This window comes from Salinivibrio sp. HTSP, assembly GCF_003390965.1.
Lineage (GTDB): Bacteria > Pseudomonadota > Gammaproteobacteria > Enterobacterales > Vibrionaceae > Salinivibrio > Salinivibrio kushneri.
This window is the reverse complement of the sequence record NZ_PXUD01000063.1, coordinates 45827-63651: the sequence shown is the minus strand read 5'-3', so window position 1 is coordinate 63651 and position 17825 is coordinate 45827. Positions and strand designations below refer to the sequence as shown.

Genomic DNA, 17825 nt, shown 5'->3' with positions numbered 1-17825 from the left:
AGGGAAGGAGAGACAAGATGCGCGCGACACACGGTCGCGCGCATGTTCAATGACTTACTGACGGTCAAACTCAAGGCGCGTTGAATAGCGTTCGTCGCTGTGTTGACCGTGCTCAAAGGCGATTTGGCCATTGACGATGGTCATATCAATGCTAGAGCCGAAAGTGTGGCCGTCAAACGGTGACCATTGGCACTGGTAGAAGAGGTTATCTTGACCAACCGTCTGGGTTTGGTTGAGATCCACCAGCACCAAATCGGCCCAATAGCCTTCACGGATAAAGCCACGATCTTTCACCTGATAGCGAACTGCAGGGGCGTGTGCGACTTTTTGCACCACCAAAGGCAAATCGAAGATACCACGATGATAAAACTCAAGCGCCACTTGAAGCGCGTGTTGGACAAGTGGTAAGCCTGCCGGCGCTTTAAAGTAACTGTTTTGTTTTTCTTCAAAGGTGTGAGGGGCGTGATCGGTGGCAATCACGTCGATGACACCGTCTTTGACCGCTTGAATCAGCGCTTTCTGGTGGTGAGCTTCTTTGATCGCTGGGTTACATTTGATCAGCGTGCCCTTGGTCGCGTAATCATCACGGTTAAAGAATAAGTGATGGACACAGGCTTCCGCAGTGATCTGCTTTTGCTGCAGAGCTTCGAGCGTTTTGGCAGGCTCAAACTGATACAGCTCATCTTCCGTGGTTAAATGGAGTACGTGTAAGCGTGTGCCGTGCTTTTTAGCGAGATTGACTGCCAGCTGTGAGGATTTTAAGCATGCCTCTTTGGAGCGAATATGGGCATGGGCGTCAATCGGCACGTCTTCACCATATTTTTCGCGATAGATGCTCTCGAGCTCGCTGATCATGGGAGTGTCTTCGCAGTGGGTGGCGATGAGCGTGGGACAGTCAGCAAAAATGGCGTTGAGTGTCTCTGGGTCATTGACCAGCATATTGCCCGTAGAGGCGCCCATAAACACTTTTACTCCGCAGGCGCTATTTGGGTCTAAACGACGGATTTCATCAATGTTGTCGTTGGTCGCGCCCAAGTAAAACGCGTAGTTAGCATGGCTGGATTGCGCGGCGCGTTGATATTTTTCTTCCAGTGCCTCTAGCGTCGTGGTGGGTGGGTTGACGTTAGGCATTTCCATGTAGGTGGTAATGCCCCCCGCGACCGCGGCTTTGGATTCGGTAGCGATGGTGCCTTTTTTCGGGAAGCCTGGCTCACGAAAGTGCACTTGATCGTCAATCATTCCTGGGAGGAGGTGCTTGCCGGTGGCATCGATTACGCGGCAATCGGCCGCTGCGGGAGCACTGATATCTTGGGCGATTTGACTAATTCGGCCATTTTCAACCAGGACATCCGTTTCAACAATCTGTCCTTCGTTGACAACGGAGACATTCTTAAATAATAGGGTGGTCATGCTGTGATCCTTACATGTCAAGGCATGGGCGTTATAGTAACGCAATCGATTACTTGATTCAGCCCCTGATTGTTTAGGGAGATTAATCAAGTCTTAACCGAATGTTGACGCAATTATTGTACATTAGCATTGTCAGCATATTGCCCTTCAAGTAGGGCTGCCGCATACTTGGCGCGGTAAACAACAATAAAAGGGAGTGAACCATGGCGGAAGAAACAATTTTTAGCAAAATTATTCGTAAAGAAATCCCCGCGGATGTTTTGTATCAGGATGAACTCGTGACCGCCTTTCGCGATATCAACCCGCGTGCCCCTGTGCATATCTTGGTGGTGCCCAATAAGTTGATTCCGACCACTAACGATGTGGATACCGATGATGAGCTTGCGCTGGGACGTATGATTACGGTGGCGAAAAAATTAGCCGCTGACGAAGGGATTGCCGAAGACGGTTACCGCTTGATCATGAATTGTAACCAACATGGTGGGCAAGAGGTTTACCATATTCATATGCATCTAGTCGGAGGCCGAGCGTTGGGGCCGATGGTGGTCGGCTAGTCACGATAAGCGTTAAGAGGGTGATATATGGGTAAATGGCTGTGTTTGCTGGCAACCCTTAGCCTGTTGGCTGGGTGCGCCACCGAGTCGCAGTCTCTGACCATCACGCCTAGGCAATCTGTCGTTTATTCAGACAGTGCGCTTGCACAGGCACTGGATGTTAAGCGCCGCGCGTGTGCTGCATCTGAGACCACGCAACAAACCTGTTTAACGCTGATCAATCGTAGCCAGCATCCCCAGTGGATGCGTTACCGCTTTTATTGGTACGACAAACAAGGGCTGCAAGTGGAGGCCTCGCCGTCTGAGTGGCAGCGTATTTCGTTGCCTGCGAAGGCCTCTAAACGTATCAATACTCGGATGCCGACCGCGAGCGCGACCCAGTACCGCATGGTGATTGTTCACTAGCGTGTCTCTTTACGCCGAGATCATCAGCCAGGCTCTTACTTATTGTTGAGGAAATAACAATGGCACTTGTCCGCTTTGCTTGTTTATCCATGCCGTCGGCGGGGCGACAGCGTTCACTGCGACAGCGTTCGCTGCGACAGCGTTCGCTGCGACAGCCTTCATTGTTCACCACACTGGTCGTGACGTTTTTCTTACTGAGCGTGGTTGGCTGTGCGCCACGTACACAACCGGTTTATCAACCGGGTGCCCAGAGCCCATCGACAACCTCCCCCTCTCGTCGGCCTCATCCGAGCTTGGATCAGGCAATGCACGCGGCGGTAAGTGGACTACTTGACAGCCAGCCGTTGCAATCGTCACCCGTCACCCTGGTGCAGCCCATTCAAAACCTGAGTAACACCTACTTTCCGACACAGACGTACTCCGAGCAACTTAAAGCCGGGTTAGTGAGTGCTGATCGCATTACGCCAGTGCCTGAGGCGAGAGTGCAAGCGGTGCGTCAATCCCTTGGGCTGGCGCAAAATCAAGCATTGGTGGATCCCTCTACCATTGTTCAATATGGCCGCATGTTGGGAGCTGAGTACCAGCTAAGTGGTAAAATAACGGCGGGCAGCCCCTATCATCTGCGCTTGCAACTGATGGACTTACACTCAGGTGTGATTGCGTGGCAAGGGGTTGAGACGTTTGTCAGTGAGTGATTGGGCACCAGCGCTAGAGGCCAAGCTTAACACCGAGCTAAGCCGATATTACGCGCAACCTACCCAGATTACGGCGGTTGAGCCACTGGAAGCAGGCTTGACCAATCGATGCTTGCGTTTGACGGACTCTCAAGGTGGACAGAGTGTATGGCGTCCTAATAGCCAAGCCGTCAGAGCGTTTGACATCGATCGGGCGCGTGAAGCTAGCGCACAATCTTTGGCCGCCAATCATGGATTGGCACCTCAGCCGATTGCGTCGTTAGCAGAAGGCTTGCTGGTGCCCTGGGTGAGCGGTCAACCACTTGATCAGCGCGACGATGATCCAACAGCGATCTTAATTGACTTGTTGGTTCGTATACACCAGCTACCGGTTGAACTTGAAACCGCATCGGTTGATGCACAATGCCAGCATTACGAGCAGCAGCTATCAGCCGCGAACGTGCATCGTCTAGCGGATATTAAAGCCTGGGCAATCGCGCAGCGACCTGCCACGGAGGGCGATATTCCGGTGGTATGTCACATGGATCTGGGCGCTTACAACGTTGTAATGACGCCCAGGCGTGGGGCTGTCGTGCTCGATTGGGAATATGCACGTACGGCCGATGCGCACCTTGATATTGCGTTGTTTTGTCGTGCCAATGCCCTACAGCCTGATGCGGTGATTGAAACCTACTGTGCGCAGCAACAGATAAAAGCGACGGAGGCGGTGCGCAGGCGCGTGTTGGCGTGGTTGCCGTTTGCCGACTATTTGGCGCTATGCTGGTATGAGGTAGGTGCCAAATTGTATCGGCTACCGGCCTATAAAGAGGCGGCTAATCAGCTTTTTGAACAGCTGGCGGTACAAAGGCGAGGCTAATTGAACACGGAGGAAGGGATGGTCAAACAAGGTTGTCGAACAGGGTGGTTAGCTGGCTGTTTGCTCTTGCTGGTGGGCTGTACCACAGAGCTGGCCTATAACACCTTGCCGTTTTGGATTCATTACTACATTGACGATATTGTTAATTTGCGCCCCGAGCAGTCCCGCCAAGTCAAAGCCGATCTCGATAAGATTCAACAATGGCACCGCACTCACGAATTACCGGCGATTGCCGAGCGCTTAGGACTGATCGCCACACAAAGTACCGAGCGGCAGACGATGGCGCAGTTGCGCGCGCATCAAGACGCGGTGAAAGAGAGAATTCGCGCGACGTTACAGGCTTTTGTTCCCGCCACCGCACGTTTACTGGATAGTTTTGACGATGAGCAAGCGCAAGCACTGACGCAGTGGATGGAAGAGGAAATTGAACAAGCCACCCAGCGTCGTGCCAAGCGTTCGGAGGATGAGCAGTTGGCCTATCAGCGGGATGATTTAGAAGAAGATACCGAAGAGTGGGTGGGTGATACCGACCGCGATCAGCAGCCGCTGTTCGCCGAAATGGCGCAATACCAACAAGCGGCGATGCCGACATTCCGTCATGTACGCGAGCAGTTAGTCAGCCGTCTGTTCAACATTATCAATAACAGACAATCGATTGATACCGAAGCGGCGTTGTCGCAATGGGTGGACGATGTGGTGGCGTGGCGAGCCGGACCAAAGGCCGAAACCGAAATGGCGATATATCGTTCGCGGCGGCTTGATTGGCTGTTGCGCCTGGATCGCAGTTTAGATGACGCGCAACGCAACCGCTTAGTCGAGAGCCTCAATGAGTGGCAAACGCGTCTTCGTGACATGAGCCGTTGATCCTTGCCTCTCGCAATGTCTGCTGGAGCGGGTCGCGTTGTCTTATTATCGCGACGAGATGCCGACATTGTGGCGGGTCAATACCCTGATTATTTTTAGGGTGATCTTGCTCATTTTTCTGTCCGGAGGGCTATGCTATTGATAAGGGTCACATCTCCGCGATAACCAAGGATGGCTTTACATGATCATATATCTTCACGGTTTCGATGCCACCAGCCCCGGCAATCATGAAAAAGTGCTGCAGCTTCAATTTGTCGATGACGATGTGCGCACCATCAACTACAGCACCATGCACCCTAAGCACGATATGCAACATCTGTTGAAACAGGTTCAGACTCAAATTGACGCCAGTAGCGATCCAGACCCTTTGATCTGCGGTGTCGGCTTGGGGGCTTATTGGTCTGAGCGCATTGGCTTTCTGTGTGGTATCAAGCAGGTGATCATTAACCCCAACCTCTATCCTTATGAAAACATGCAGGGCAAAATCGACCGCCCAGAAGAGTATGAAGACATCGCCACTAAATGCGTGACTGACTTTCGCCAACGTAATCAGCAGCGTGCATTAGTTATCTTGTCGCGAGAAGATGAAGTGTTAGATAGCCAACGTAGCTACCATTTGCTCTCTCCGTTTTATCCCGTACGCTGGGATGAAAAACAAAGCCACAAATTTAAAAATCTCTCCGCCCACCTACAAGCCATTGCCCAGTTTAAACAATCGGCCTAATGCCATGCTCGTAACCCTATTGTTGCGAGCATTTGGTGTAATTTTCCTACATGTTATCCATTAATTAAGCGCAGACAAGGCTCGAAGTAATTGTCGTTTTACGGCAAAATAGAGCCGCGCGTTGACGAACAACACAACAAAAAAGAACGCAAAATACGCAATAGATGTTGTTAGTTACTGACAAAATGCCAATGAGTGCCAGTTTTAGCCAGTCGCCGGTAGGCGGCTAGCGTGTATTTTTTTAGTTAGGTAAGGATGTAGAAGTGACCAAAATTATCGTTGTCGGTGGCGGTGCAGGCGGGCTTGAGCTTGCAACCAAGCTGGGCCGGACGTTAGGCCGCAAACGTCGTGCAGAGATCACCTTGGTGGATAAAAACAGTAGCCATTTGTGGAAGCCATTGCTGCATGAAGTGGCGACCGGTTCAATGGACGAGGGTGTCGATGCACTGAGCTATCGTGCCCACGCTAAAAACCATGGCTTTGATTTCCAAATGGGCACGCTATGGGACATTGACCGTGACCAGAAAGTGATCACGCTCGCGCCCATGTATGATGAAAACAATGAGCTGTTGATGCCTGAGCGTGAGCTGGAATACGACATCCTAGTGATGGCGATTGGCTCAACGTCGAACGATTTCAACACGCCAGGGGTACGGGATAATTGTATTTTCCTCGACAACCCCAAGCAGGCGCATCGTTTCCGTCGTGAGATGAATAACGAGTTTATGCGCCTACACGCGAAACACGGTGACGGCAGTGTGGATATTGCCATTGTCGGTGCGGGCGCGACAGGGGTGGAGCTGTCTGCGGAACTCCACAATGCGATTAAAGAGTTGCGTAATTACGGTTTCCGTGACTTAGAGAACTCGAAACTAAACGTGACCTTGGTTGAAGCCGGTGAGCGGATCTTGCCCGCGCTGCCGCCACGTATTTCCAGTGCCGCACACCAGGAGTTATTGAAGCTGGGTGTGAAGGTAAAAACCAATACCTTTGTCACCAAGGCCGATGAGGAAGGGTTGGAAACCAAAGAAGGCGAGCGCATCCATGCTGATATTATGGTGTGGGCGGCAGGCATTAAAGCCCCTGACTTTTTGAAAGATATTGCCGGTTTAGAAACCAACCGTATCAATCAGCTCGAAGTAAACAACACTCTGCAGACCACCCGTGACGAGAACATCTTTGTGATCGGTGACTGCGCGGCGTGTACACAAGAAGACGGCAGCAAAGTACCGCCGCGTGCACAATCTGCGCATCAGATGGCCAGTCGCTGTTTTAGTAACATTGTGGCGAAGTTGAATGGACGGGAACTCAAACCATATGTGTTTAAAGATCACGGTTCTTTAGTCTCACTCAGCCGCTTTTCTACCGTGGGTAGCTTAATGGGTAACCTGACCAAAGGCTCGATGATGATTGAGGGCCGGATTGCTCGCATGGTTTATATCTCTCTATACCGGATGCACCAAATTGCCTTGCACGGTTATGTCAAAACCGGTTTGATGATGCTGGTTGGGCGGATTAACCGCGTGTTGCGTCCAAGTCTAAAGTTGCACTAAACGTTGCGCTTGAATCAGGCACCGCGAACTTAAATAATAAGACCGGGGCATACCTCGGTCTTTTTATTACTATGAGCGACCAATAGTGGTTGCCGCCTGACATGAAAGGCGTCACAATAGCGTCGCAATCAAGATTATTGATATCACTTCTAGAGCAACCCTCCTGACGCCGAGTTTTTCTCACACCACGATATTGATATTCATGACCCTAAGTGACGGGCCATGCGGCCTGTGACGACATTTTTTATTTATTGAGATCAATTGATGAGTTTCTCCTCTTTAGGACTATCTGCACCACTATTAAAAGCCGTACAAGAGCAAGGCTATACCACACCCTCACCGATTCAGGAAAAAGCGATTCCAGCGGTGATTGAAGGCCAAGACGTGATGGCGGCCGCGCAAACCGGTACAGGTAAAACGGCGGGCTTTACTTTGCCTATTTTAGAGCGTTTACAAGCAGGTAAACGCGCGCGTCCTAACCACGTGCGCACCCTGATTCTGACTCCAACGCGTGAGCTTGCCGCCCAAGTACATAAAAATGTTGAGCAGTACAGCCAGCATACATCGCTGAGCTCTATGGTGGTATTTGGCGGGGTGAAGATAAACCCGCAGATGATGAAGCTTCGCAAAGGGGCTGATGTGCTGGTGGCGACACCAGGGCGTTTATTGGATTTGTATCAGCAAAATGCGGTGCGTTTTTCTCAGCTGGAAGTGCTGGTGTTGGATGAAGCTGATCGCATGCTAGACATGGGGTTTATTCGTGATATCCGCAAGATCTTGGGGTTGTTGCCAGCCAAGCGGCAAAACTTGCTGTTCTCTGCCACTTTCTCGGCTGACATCCGCCAGCTAGCGAAAGAGCTGGTGAATAATCCGGTTGAGATCTCGGTGAGCCCTGCGAACCAAACCGCGACAGGGGTGGAGCAGTGCATTTATCCGGTTGATAAAAAGAAAAAGCCCGCGATGCTGCTTTCTTTGATTGCTTACAATAACTGGCAACAGGTGTTGGTGTTTAGCAAAACCAAGCACGGTGCCAACCGCTTGTCACGTTATCTGGATGAATACGGCGTCAGTGCCGCCGCCATTCATGGTAACAAGAGCCAAGGCGCGCGCACCAAAGCACTTGAACAATTCAAAACCGGTGACGTGCGAGTGTTGGTGGCAACCGATATCGCGGCGCGGGGTATTGATATTGCCCAACTGCCACAAGTGGTGAACTTCGATTTACCTCATGTGGCGGAAGATTATGTTCACCGTATTGGTCGTACCGGTCGTGCGGGGGCGGTAGGCAATGCGGTCTCTTTGGTGTGTGCGGATGAAGCCAAAGATTTGTTTGCCATTGAGCGCTTGATTAAAAAGGTTCTCCCGCGCCATAGCTTGGCGGACTTTCCGGTGGCGAACCCAGTGCCAGAGTCTAAGCTTGATACGCGCCCAATCAAGCCCAAGAAACCGAAAAAGAACAAACCGCGTCAGGATGGTCAACGCTCTGGTGACAATGCACGTGGTCACAAACCGGTGGGAAAAAACCGTCGCCATACCCACAAACCAAGTGGCGGTAAGCCCAACTCATCTCGTTCACAGAGTAAAACGCCATCATAAGTGGGGCGTAAGGGTAGGATCGGCATGCTGATTGCGTGCCTTCGATGGTGTAGTAAAAAGAAAAAGCCGGTGTGGTCACACCGGCTTTCTTGTTTTAACGCTGATCGGTCGCACCGACAGTCGGGGACTTATTGATCCTGAACTTTACGCACCTGAATAATCATGCCCATCATGGGATTATCCAAATAGTGGGTTTCGCCACTGCGCATCCGTCGTTTGTGCGTGAACGCGTAAGGCTGCAAAAAGCGCTCAATGTGGTACTGCTTCTCGACCTTTTCTAGGCCTGCAACTTGCACGTTATCTGTCTGTGATGAGGCACCTTGCTGCGCATCTGTGGTTTGCAGTGGCATATTGATCACGTCTTCAACCAGTGCGCGCCGCTCGCTTGGCTCTCGTAGCACCATGTTGGCTTCGACGAACAAGTAATGCTGGACGTACACGCGCAGTGTGCCATCTAGCTCATAGAGGGGTTGGCGAGGAGGCGTCGTTTCCAGTGCCTGCTCGTCCCACGCTTGTTCGCTATCTGACGCCGTGTTGCTTGACGAGGTGGGTTGCGCTGTCACCGGCGTGCCGTCTGGATTAAAGCGGTCGCGGTAGTCTTTTCCGGCACTGACACGCAGCAAAGGCAGAGCAGCGCGGCCACTGTCATCTTGACGCCATGCAACATGCACCATGGGCGTAAAGCCCGCATGGTTAGAGAGTTTGTTGTAAGCATTGGTCAGCTGCCATTGGCTGGGTGGCAGCGGGGTGAGTCCCGCATTTTGTAGCGCGCTATTGTTAGTGACGGGAATAGCACGGCTGACCGACGTGGTATCGACTTGAGTGGGCCAGCTTTCTTCGATATTAGCTGGGTTTTGATTGCGTTTAAATACAATCAGCTCGACATCATAGAGTCGCTTAGCTAGCACCGGCTGGCTAAGTGAGATCAGTAGCAACGCCCAAAGGCTCTGCTTGGTATAGCGTGCTAGCCAGCCTGGTGGATGACATGAATGATTTTTCACAGGTTACTCCGTTTTCTTTGGCAAGCCATTATGCGACCAGTTGGTGACTTGCAAATTGAGTCAACAGCTCATCAATAAAGTTCATCCGCTCCCGTCGATCGGTGAGGCTTTCGATAAACTTAATTTTGGTTGGCCCGTCAAATTTATACTTGTCAGGCCGCGATTGTAACAGCCCGACCAAGAATCCGGGATCAATTTGCGCGTCCTCATGAAACTCGACCATGCCGCCACGATCACTGGCTTCGATCTTTTTCACCCCTAATGCCGCGGCGCGTATCTTGAGCTGCTGGATATGAAGAAGGTTTTTGGTGGCGTCAGGCAGCAGACCAAAACGGTCTATCAACTCAACTTGCAGCTCATTGATATCATCATTGGACTTGGCGCTGGCAATGCGTTTGTACATCGATAAACGCATATTGATATCGGGAATGTAGTCATCCGGCAACAGCGCAGGCAGGCGTAGCTCAATGTCGGTTTGTTCATTCAGCAATACATCTAAGCTCGGCTCTTTGCCTTCTTTCAATGCCTCGACGGCCTGCTCAAGCATGTCCATGTATAGGGTGAAACCAACCGATTGGATTTGACCACTTTGCTCGTCACCGAGTAGCTCGCCGGCGCCGCGTATCTCCAAGTCTTGAGTCGCAAGGGTGAAGCCGGCACCGAGATCTTCGAGCGAGGCAATGGCGTCCAGCCGTTTTGCCGCATCTTTGGTCATCCGTTTAGGATGGGGGGTCAACAGATACGCATAGGCTTGATGGTGCGAACGACCCACTCGACCGCGCAGCTGGTGGAGTTGCGCAAGACCAAAGTGGTCGGCGCGATCAATAATAATGGTGTTGGCTGAGGGAATATCGATACCGGTTTCGATAATGGTGGTACATACCAGCACGTTGTATCGTTGATGGTAGAAATCGCTCATGATCTTTTCTAGCTCACGTTCGCGCATTTGGCCATGGGCCACGGTCACGCGAGCTTCTGGGATCATTTCACTGATTTCATTGGCCGTTTTTTCTATGGTCTCGATATCATTGTGTAAAAAGTACACCTGGCCACCGCGCATAATCTCACGCAGTAATGACTCTTTAATCAGGCTGTCTTCGCGTTCACGGACAAAGGTTTTCACCGCGAGGCGGCGCGACGGTGGGGTGGCGATAATCGAAAGATCGCGCATGCCACTCATCGCCATATTCAGTGTTCTGGGGATCGGCGTGGCGGTTAAGGTGAGAATATCTACATTGGCGCGCATCGCCTTAATTTTCTCTTTCTGGCGAACCCCAAAGCGGTGCTCCTCATCAACAATCAATAAACCGAGGTCGCGCAGCTTCACATCCGATTGCAGCAACTTATGGGTGCCGATGAGAATGTCCACTTTACCCGCTTCACAATCGGCCAAAATCGTTTTTTGCTCTTTTGCTGACTTAAAGCGTGACAACACCTCCACACGGACAGGAAGGTTAGCGAAGCGGTCACGGAAATTCTCGAAATGCTGTTGCGCCAGCAGGGTGGTGGGGACTAATACGGCAATTTGCTTGCTGTTATTAACCGCTAAGAAGGCGGCACGCATGGCCACTTCGGTTTTACCAAAGCCAACATCGCCACACACCAAGCGATCCATGGCAATGGGGCGACACATATCCGACAGCACGGCGTTGATAGCTTGTGATTGATCACTGGTTTCTTCAAACGGGAAAGTCGCCCGGAAGGCGCGATAGGCGTCTTTGTCATGGCTAAAGGCAAAGCCAGGTTTGGTTTCTCGCTTGGCATAAACATCAAGCAGTTCGGCGGCGACATCGCGCACCTTCTCTGCGGCGCGGCGGCGTGCTTTTTCCCACGCCTCGCCGCCAAGTTTATGCACAGGCGCGCTCTCTTCCGCGCCACCGGAATAGCGGCTAATCAAGTGTAGTGCGCCCACCGGCACATATAGCTTGGCACCCTGTTGGTATTCCAACGTCATATATTCGGTTTTGAGTCCGCCAGCTTCCAGGGTTTGTAAGCCTTGGTAGCGACCAATACCGTGCTCAAGATGCACAACGGGTTGACCGGGTTTTAGCTCCGCCAAGCTTCTGATCACCGCATCTGTGCTGACGTTTTGCTTGCGTTTGTCGCGGCGGCGTTGCTGTACCGCGCGCTCGCCAAACATATCGCTTTCACAAATCAGCGCAAATTGGCGGGTGTTATCAATAAAGCCTTGATCAACGGGGCCAATGATTAGGCCAAATCGGCCGGGTTGCGACAAGGCTTCGGACAGGCCATTAGCTACCATCGGGCGGATTTTGGCTTGGGCGAGGAGATCGAGTAGCGCTTCGCGTCGCCCTTCAGACTCAACTGAGAAAATGATGTCGCCGTCAAATTGCTCGCTGAACTGGCGCAGCGCCGCAAGGGGCTCTTTGGCTTGATGATTAACCGTCAACGTTGGTAGCGGCGTAATATCGAGGTTTTCTCGCCCTGCTTTTTCAGTGACAGTGTCACTTTCTAGCTTTAAGCGTGGGTAGTGCTTGAGCGTAGTAAACAGGGCCTCTTTGCTTAACCAGAGCGCATCGGGGGGGAGCAGCGGTCGAAGCGGATCGACGCGACGCTGATCATAGCGGTTTGCCACATCGGCTTGGAAATGATCAATGGCGCTTTCCATATCGCCGACTGATAACACCAATGTATTGTCAGGCAAATAGTCAAACAAGGTTTCTGTTTGTTCAAAAAACAGCGGCAGCCAGTATTCAATCCCGGCCGGCCAGGTTTTTTTACTTACCTGCTGGTAAATGGATTCTGGCTCTCGGCGCGCTTCAAAATGCTCGCGAAACCGGCCACGAAAATATTCTACTGCGGCATCATCGGTGGGGAATTCATGCGCCGGCAACAGCTGGATGTGTTCCAGTTCCCCGGTTGAGCGTTGGTTTTCCGGGTCAAATTGACGAATGGTGTCGACTTCATCGTCAAAAAAATCAATACGATAAGGTTCGTCACTGCCCATTGGGAACAGGTCGAGGATCGAACCTCGGCTGGCAAACTCGCCATGCTCCATCACTTGATCAACATGACGGTAGCCCGCATCGGTGAGCTGATCACGCAACTTCTCAAGCGATAAGATATCGCCTTTTTTCACCATTAAGGCATGTTGATGGAGAAAATGTCGCGGCGTCACGCGCTGTAATGCGGTGCTCGCTGGCGCAATGAGTACCCCGTCTTGTTGATGAGGAAGCTGATACAGGCAAGACAAACGCGCGGAAATAATATCCTGATGGGGGGAGAAACTGTCGTAGGGCAGGGTTTCCCAGTCAGGAAAGAGGTCGCAATGGCCTTGAGTAAATTGGCGAATGGCGGGCTGCAAACGCACGGCGGTTTGGTTGTCCGGCACCAAAAGAAACACCGGGCCGGCGTGTTGCTGCGTGAGCGTGGCAATGGCTAGCGGTAATGCAGCCCCTGATAGATTACCGAGATGTTTAACATCGCCTGGCCCTGAGGGCAGCGTAAAAGCATAGAGCGGTTGTTGGGTCATGATTTTAACTGCTTGATTGTTTGCGGTTTCGTGCACGTTTTTTTAGTAGTTTCTGCTGATGATGCAGCGCCGCACGAATGAGCGTGTCGCGGTCTTCTTCCATTAAACGCGTGTACTGGATTTGGATCACATAGTCAGGATTTTCTTGCTCACTGTCGGCATCAGGCTCGCACCCGGTGACGACGCCGTAGCAATAGATGGCCGTCGGCGGATAATCGAGAAATAACTTCACGCGCGCATGCACGCCTTTTTTAAGCGGTGAATGACTATGGTAAGAAAAACTGCTCGCCCCAAAGGTGTGTGTCACAAAGCGATGATCGGGCTGATCTTCGTGACTGAGCATATAGCCCATCATCAGTGTCATTTTTTCGTTCTGAGCCTGCAGCACCCGGAATAACGCAGAGGCATCCTCTGGATCGATAGCCTTTAAATCTTTTTCTACGTCGCTATCGAGCTGGCCGCATTGACTCGCCAGGCGAAAAGGCGCCGGGATTTCGGCGGTAAAAGCCTGAGCATCCGGCTGGGCTTGATTGTCAGCAAGAGGCTCAACATTAATGCGAATCGCCGCTCGCACAGAAAAATATTCGTCTTGGCTCATCACTGTGCCTTAGGTTGCAGTTGTATTAATGATTATCACGCACCCGTGGCGAGAGGTAAAGATCAGTCGCAGTTTCTGGGGGCGGTGAGGCGTTAATTAGGGTGACAATGGTGCCTTTCGTACAAGGTCGGCTTGGCGTGCCCCAATTGGACAGGTATGCTTGCAGCGAATCAAAACAATAAGCTAGGTGCGCTATGTTTCAACCCTTGTCGGTGTTTATTGGCTTGCGATACTTACGCGGCCGTTCAGCCGACCGTTTTGGCCGATTTGTCTCGTCGATGTCGACGGCAGGCATTGCTATTGGCGTGATGGCGTTAATCACCGTCTCGTCGGTGATGAATGGCTTTGAAGCTCAGCTGAAAGGCCGAATTCTCGGCGTGTTGCCTCATGCGATTATTGCTAACGGGCAAGCAAACCCAGATCAAACCGCGATTGAGCGTTGGCCTCACGTGATTGATACGGCACCAATACAAACCACGGATGCCGTGATTCAAAGCCGTAAAGGCTTAAGCGCCGGCTTACTAGAGGGCATCGACCCCAGTGCGCATGAGCCCTTGGCTGCCCACTTATTGCAAGGGGAATTATCGGCACTGGCCGCCGGGCGCTATCAAGTGATCATTGGGCGTAGTATGGCCTCTGAGTTACAACTTCGCGTCGGGGATGCCGTGCGCGTGATGGTCACCAGTGCCAGCCGCTTTACACCGATAGGCCGGATCCCCGCACAGCGTCTCTTTACGGTAGCGGGGATCTTTCATACCGGCACGGATGTCGATGGGCAGTTAATGCTGGCTAACATTGAGGATGTGGCGAGGCTCAGTGGGGAGCCGCCGTCTCAAGCCAACGACTTACGCCTGTTTTTAGATGATCCATTTGCCATTACCCAATTAAAGACACATGCTGATCCCGATACTTGGACGGATTGGCGTGTTTGGCGTGGCGAGCTGTTTCAAGCGGTAAAGATGGAAAAGAACATGATGAGCTTGATGCTCAGCCTGATTGTGATTGTTGCTGCCTTTAACATTATTTCCGCGCTGATCATGGTGGTCATGGAAAAGCAATCTGAGGTCGCGATTCTAAAAACCCTTGGGATGCAAGATAAAGACATTGTGGCTGTCTTTGTTGCTCAAGGCAGCTTGAGTGGTGTGCTGGGCGCGGCGGTAGGCGGCGTACTTGGTGTGCTCCTATCGGCATACATCAATGAAATCATGTCTATTTTTGGCGTGAGTCTGCTGGGTAACGGCCTAGCGTTACCTGTGGTTATTAATCCTTTTCATGTGGTGATGGTATTAGGCTTAGCGGTCGTGCTAAGTGTGCTAGCCACGCTATTTCCTGCGTTTAAAGCGGCATCTGTTCACCCTGCTGAGGCACTGCGTTATGAGTAAATCTTTGTTGTCCTGTCACCGCGTCAGTAAAACGTATCAAGAGGGCGGACAGCCGACCTGCGTGTTAAACGATGTTTCCTTGACCATTGCCCCGGGAGAGCTGGTGGCGATAGTGGGCTCCTCTGGCTCGGGGAAAAGTACATTATTACACACCTTAGGGACGCTCGATTTGCCCTCGGAAGGTGATGTGTGGATTGAGGGTGAGGCGGTCAATGCGATGACGGCCAAGCAGCAAGCGAAGCTGCGCAATCAAACGCTTGGGTTTGTTTATCAATTTCACCATTTGCTCGCCGATTTCACCGCGCTGGAAAATGTGATGATGCCGCTTTTGATCAACAAAATGCGCCACAGCGCCGCGTCTGAACGTGCGACGGCCATGCTCAACGCGGTAGGGGTCGGACACCGGCTCAGCCATCGCCCGGCAGAGCTATCAGGTGGCGAACGGCAGCGTGTGGCCATTGCGCGTGCGTTAGTCAATGAACCTAAATTAGTGTTAGCCGATGAGCCTACGGGGAACCTTGATCATACCACCGCGCTGGAAATCTACGATTTGATGCGCCAGCTCAACGCGCAGCATGGCACAGCGTTTTTGGTGGTGACCCATGATAGCGAACTCGCCGCCAAGCTAGACCGTCAGCTGACCATGCAAGATGGTCAACTGCTGGGGCAGGAGGAAGCATGAAGCCTTTATCGCTGGCCATTGGTCGTCGCTTCAGTCGCGCCAGACAAAGAAACCGTTTGGTCTCCTTTATATCCTTGTCGTCAGTGATCGGAATTGCAGTGGGGGTCATGGTGATCATTGTCGGCCTGTCGGCGATGAATGGGTTTGAACGTGAGTTGAATCAACGTGTGCTGTCTGTGGTACCGCATGCCCAAGTGTTTGGTGTTAATGGTCCTATCGATAACTGGCAACAGGTCAAACGTCAGACTGAGCAGCATCCCAATGTCGAGGCTGCGGCTCCCTATGTTGAGCTGACGGTGTTGATGGAACATGGCTCGGCGTTACAGCCTGCGAAAATTCGCGCGGTTGATCCGAGTGATGAACAAACCGTGAGTCGCATTGGTGATTATATTGAAGGTGGCTGGGAGAGCTTGCCAGTCGGGCAGTCGCAGATTGTGTTGGGACAAGGTGTGGCGGCGAAGCTGGGCGTTAGTCAAGGGGATTGGTTAACGGTCATGGTCCCTGCGACGGACAGCCAACTTGCATTACGCGCCCCAAAGCGAGTGAGAATGCAAGTGGCAGGCCTGTTACGCCTTGGTGGCCAAATTGACCATTCATTGGCCCTGATGCGACTTCAGGACGCGCAATCTATTATGCAAATGGGACAGTCAGTGACCGGTGTGTCTCTAAAGGTGTCTCCGGTGTTGCAGGCCCGTCAGATTGTGCATGAAGTCGGCCAAACGCTAACCACCTATGTGTATCTAAAAGACTGGACCAGTGAGTTCGGTTATTTATATCGAGACATCCAATTGGTGAGAACCATCATGTATTTGGTCATGGTGCTGGTGATTGGCGTGGCCTGCTTCAACGTGGTGTCAACCTTGATGATGTCCGTAAAAGATAGAGCCGCGGACATCGCGATTTTGCGTACCATGGGGGCAGAAGATCGGCTGATTCGTCGCATCTTTATTTGGTATGGGCTCTTTTCTGGTGCCTTAGGCAGTGTGTTGGGCAGTATCTTGGGCGTCACTCTCGCCACTCATCTCACGGCGATATTGTCTCAGGTCGAACAGTGGCTCGGGCATCGCTTTTTATCAGGGGATGTGTACTTTATTAATTTCTTGCCCAGTGAACTGCATGCTGCGGACGTGGCGCTTGTGAGTATCACTGCCATACTGCTTAGTTTGCTTGCCGCTTGGTATCCCGCCCGAAGAGCTTGTCAGCTCGAGCCTGCCGCGGTGTTGAGTGCCAAATAGTGGCTATGCCGCTTGGCACGCTGTGATCACTGATACGCTTTATTGTATTAACACCAAGAGCCCGACAATGGGCTCTTTTTGATCTGCCTTGCTGACCCCTGAAGGGAATACCATGTGCAGACGCGGGGCTGACGATTGCATCGCACTTTTGCCTGACGAAGGTTGGTCGCGTTTGATGCCTCGCGTAGATTAAATCAGGACGATTTAGGAGGGCTTGTTTGGGTTAGGCAACACTTCTTTTATTTTCTTGGGCAAACGTAATTTACGTTTTTCCCAGCTTCTGACCACAGAATAGCGCCATATGCCACGTACAGCGAAATAGCCGATGACAGCCATCACCAGTCCGCTGGTGGCGCAGCCTAATAAAAACGGGGGGCCGATGTGGCTCATTTGCTCCGCCAAGTAATGCCACGATAGTTCAAAGTGGAACGGGTACGGCGGACTATTCATCATCCAGGTGCCGAGCTTATAAGCGAGATAAAAAAGCACAGGCATGGTGATGGGGTTGCTTACCCATACTAGCGCAACGGCGAGCGGCAGGTTAACCCCAAATAAGATCGCGAGCCCGGCGGCCATGATCATTTGGCTGGGCAAGGGGACAAATGCCATAAACAGGCCGACAGCAAAGGCACCGGAAGCCGACCGGCGGTTAAGGCACCATAAGTTGGGGTCATGCAACAGGCTACCAAACACCCTGAGTGCCTTATTGTCGCGCAATGTTTCGCGCTTGGGCATATAGCGTTGGAAAAACTTCTTAGGCATACCTGTTTACATTAC

Annotated in this window: 16 protein-coding genes; 11 read left to right on the top strand and 5 right to left on the bottom strand. The window is 51.9% G+C overall.

Features of this window, described 5'->3' with window-relative positions:
- Window positions 1-54 precede the first annotated feature (54 nt).
- The gene (locus C7A19_RS11865; protein WP_077486117.1) at window positions 55-1410 is read right to left on the bottom strand and encodes a dihydroorotase; all 1356 of its coding nucleotides are present in this window, start codon (window positions 1408-1410) and stop codon (window positions 55-57) included.
- Between the two features lie 203 nt (window positions 1411-1613).
- Between C7A19_RS11865 and hinT the strand changes: the two genes are divergently transcribed.
- The 8 genes from hinT (at window position 1614) to C7A19_RS11825 (ending at window position 8657) form a co-directional block, all read left to right on the top strand.
- Window positions 1614-1964, top strand: coding sequence for a purine nucleoside phosphoramidase (hinT, locus tag C7A19_RS11860; protein ID WP_046073123.1), 351 nt, complete (start codon window positions 1614-1616; stop codon window positions 1962-1964).
- 27 nt (window positions 1965-1991) lie between these two features.
- A complete protein-coding gene (locus C7A19_RS11855) occupies window positions 1992-2369 on the top strand; it encodes a DUF1425 domain-containing protein (RefSeq protein WP_116644971.1) in 378 nt (125 codons plus the stop codon).
- 59 nt (window positions 2370-2428) lie between these two features.
- Entirely contained in the window at window positions 2429-3064 is a 636-nt protein-coding gene (locus tag C7A19_RS11850; protein WP_116644970.1) for a hypothetical protein, read from the top strand.
- A complete protein-coding gene (locus C7A19_RS11845; protein WP_162300271.1) occupies window positions 3057-3920 on the top strand; it encodes a phosphotransferase in 864 nt (287 codons plus the stop codon). The genes C7A19_RS11850 and C7A19_RS11845 overlap by 8 nt, the downstream gene beginning before the upstream one ends.
- 18 nt (window positions 3921-3938) lie before the next feature.
- Window positions 3939-4784 (top strand): DUF6279 family lipoprotein, encoded by an 846-nt coding sequence (locus C7A19_RS11840; protein WP_116644968.1) that lies wholly within the window; start codon window positions 3939-3941, stop codon window positions 4782-4784.
- Between the two features lie 181 nt (window positions 4785-4965).
- A complete protein-coding gene (gene ycfP, locus C7A19_RS11835) occupies window positions 4966-5508 on the top strand; it encodes an alpha/beta hydrolase YcfP (RefSeq protein ID WP_116644967.1) in 543 nt (180 codons plus the stop codon).
- 263 nt (window positions 5509-5771) lie between these two features.
- Window positions 5772-7061 carry an NAD(P)/FAD-dependent oxidoreductase gene (locus C7A19_RS11830; RefSeq protein WP_069362532.1) on the top strand — a complete coding sequence of 430 codons (1290 nt, stop codon included), beginning with the start codon at window positions 5772-5774 and terminating at the stop codon, window positions 7059-7061.
- Window positions 7062-7325: 264 nt separating this feature from the next.
- Window positions 7326-8657, top strand: a complete 1332-nt coding sequence (locus C7A19_RS11825; protein ID WP_116644966.1) for a DEAD/DEAH box helicase — start codon at window positions 7326-7328, stop codon at window positions 8655-8657.
- A gap of 128 nt (window positions 8658-8785) precedes the next feature.
- Here the strand turns inward: C7A19_RS11825 and C7A19_RS11820 are convergent, their stop codons facing one another.
- The 3 genes from C7A19_RS11820 to C7A19_RS11810 are packed head-to-tail and all read right to left on the bottom strand — an operon-like array spanning window position 8786 to window position 13749.
- Window positions 8786-9658, bottom strand: coding sequence for a peptidoglycan binding protein CsiV (locus C7A19_RS11820; RefSeq protein WP_235614300.1), 873 nt, complete (start codon window positions 9656-9658; stop codon window positions 8786-8788).
- Between the two features lie 28 nt (window positions 9659-9686).
- Window positions 9687-13151, bottom strand: coding sequence for a transcription-repair coupling factor (gene mfd / locus C7A19_RS11815; RefSeq protein WP_116644965.1), 3465 nt, complete (start codon window positions 13149-13151; stop codon window positions 9687-9689).
- Window positions 13152-13155: 4 nt separating this feature from the next.
- The gene (locus tag C7A19_RS11810) at window positions 13156-13749 is read right to left on the bottom strand and encodes a PilZ domain-containing protein (RefSeq protein ID WP_077486100.1); all 594 of its coding nucleotides are present in this window, start codon (window positions 13747-13749) and stop codon (window positions 13156-13158) included.
- Window positions 13750-13943: 194 nt separating this feature from the next.
- Between C7A19_RS11810 and lolC the strand changes: the two genes are divergently transcribed.
- The 3 genes from lolC to lolE are packed head-to-tail and all read left to right on the top strand — an operon-like array spanning window position 13944 to window position 17048.
- The gene (lolC, locus tag C7A19_RS11805; protein WP_116644964.1) at window positions 13944-15131 is read left to right on the top strand and encodes a lipoprotein-releasing ABC transporter permease subunit LolC; all 1188 of its coding nucleotides are present in this window, start codon (window positions 13944-13946) and stop codon (window positions 15129-15131) included.
- Window positions 15124-15813 carry a lipoprotein-releasing ABC transporter ATP-binding protein LolD gene (gene lolD, locus C7A19_RS11800; RefSeq protein ID WP_102505236.1) on the top strand — a complete coding sequence of 230 codons (690 nt, stop codon included), beginning with the start codon at window positions 15124-15126 and terminating at the stop codon, window positions 15811-15813. The genes lolC and lolD overlap by 8 nt, the downstream gene beginning before the upstream one ends.
- Window positions 15810-17048 carry a lipoprotein-releasing ABC transporter permease subunit LolE gene (gene lolE / locus C7A19_RS11795; protein ID WP_077458249.1) on the top strand — a complete coding sequence of 413 codons (1239 nt, stop codon included), beginning with the start codon at window positions 15810-15812 and terminating at the stop codon, window positions 17046-17048. Before lolD ends, lolE begins: the two co-directional genes overlap by 4 nt.
- Before the next feature lie 204 nt (window positions 17049-17252).
- On the opposite strand, the gene C7A19_RS11790 is transcribed toward lolE, so the two are convergent.
- Entirely contained in the window at window positions 17253-17810 is a 558-nt protein-coding gene (locus C7A19_RS11790) for a DUF2062 domain-containing protein (protein ID WP_077486092.1), read from the bottom strand.
- Between the last annotated feature and the right edge of the window lie 15 nt (window positions 17811-17825).

Excerpts from the sequence above, each read along its gene's own strand:
- hinT (WP_046073123.1), top strand. The coding sequence starts at position 1,614 with ATGGCGGAAGAAACAATTTTTAGCAAAATTATTCGTAAAGAAATCCCC.
- C7A19_RS11825 (WP_116644966.1), top strand. The coding sequence starts at position 7,326 with ATGAGTTTCTCCTCTTTAGGACTATCTGCACCACTATTAAAAGCCGTA.
- C7A19_RS11790 (WP_077486092.1), bottom strand. The coding sequence starts at position 17,810 with ATGCCTAAGAAGTTTTTCCAACGCTATATGCCCAAGCGCGAAACATTG.
- C7A19_RS11840 (WP_116644968.1), top strand. The coding sequence starts at position 3,939 with ATGGTCAAACAAGGTTGTCGAACAGGGTGGTTAGCTGGCTGTTTGCTC.
- lolC (WP_116644964.1), top strand. The coding sequence starts at position 13,944 with ATGTTTCAACCCTTGTCGGTGTTTATTGGCTTGCGATACTTACGCGGC.
- C7A19_RS11810 (WP_077486100.1), bottom strand. The coding sequence starts at position 13,749 with ATGAGCCAAGACGAATATTTTTCTGTGCGAGCGGCGATTCGCATTAAT.
- lolE (WP_077458249.1), top strand. The coding sequence starts at position 15,810 with ATGAAGCCTTTATCGCTGGCCATTGGTCGTCGCTTCAGTCGCGCCAGA.
- C7A19_RS11865 (WP_077486117.1), bottom strand. The coding sequence starts at position 1,410 with ATGACCACCCTATTATTTAAGAATGTCTCCGTTGTCAACGAAGGACAG.
- mfd (WP_116644965.1), bottom strand. The coding sequence starts at position 13,151 with ATGACCCAACAACCGCTCTATGCTTTTACGCTGCCCTCAGGGCCAGGC.
- ycfP (WP_116644967.1), top strand. The coding sequence starts at position 4,966 with ATGATCATATATCTTCACGGTTTCGATGCCACCAGCCCCGGCAATCAT.
- lolD (WP_102505236.1), top strand. The coding sequence starts at position 15,124 with ATGAGTAAATCTTTGTTGTCCTGTCACCGCGTCAGTAAAACGTATCAA.
- C7A19_RS11850 (WP_116644970.1), top strand. The coding sequence starts at position 2,429 with ATGGCACTTGTCCGCTTTGCTTGTTTATCCATGCCGTCGGCGGGGCGA.
- C7A19_RS11855 (WP_116644971.1), top strand. The coding sequence starts at position 1,992 with ATGGGTAAATGGCTGTGTTTGCTGGCAACCCTTAGCCTGTTGGCTGGG.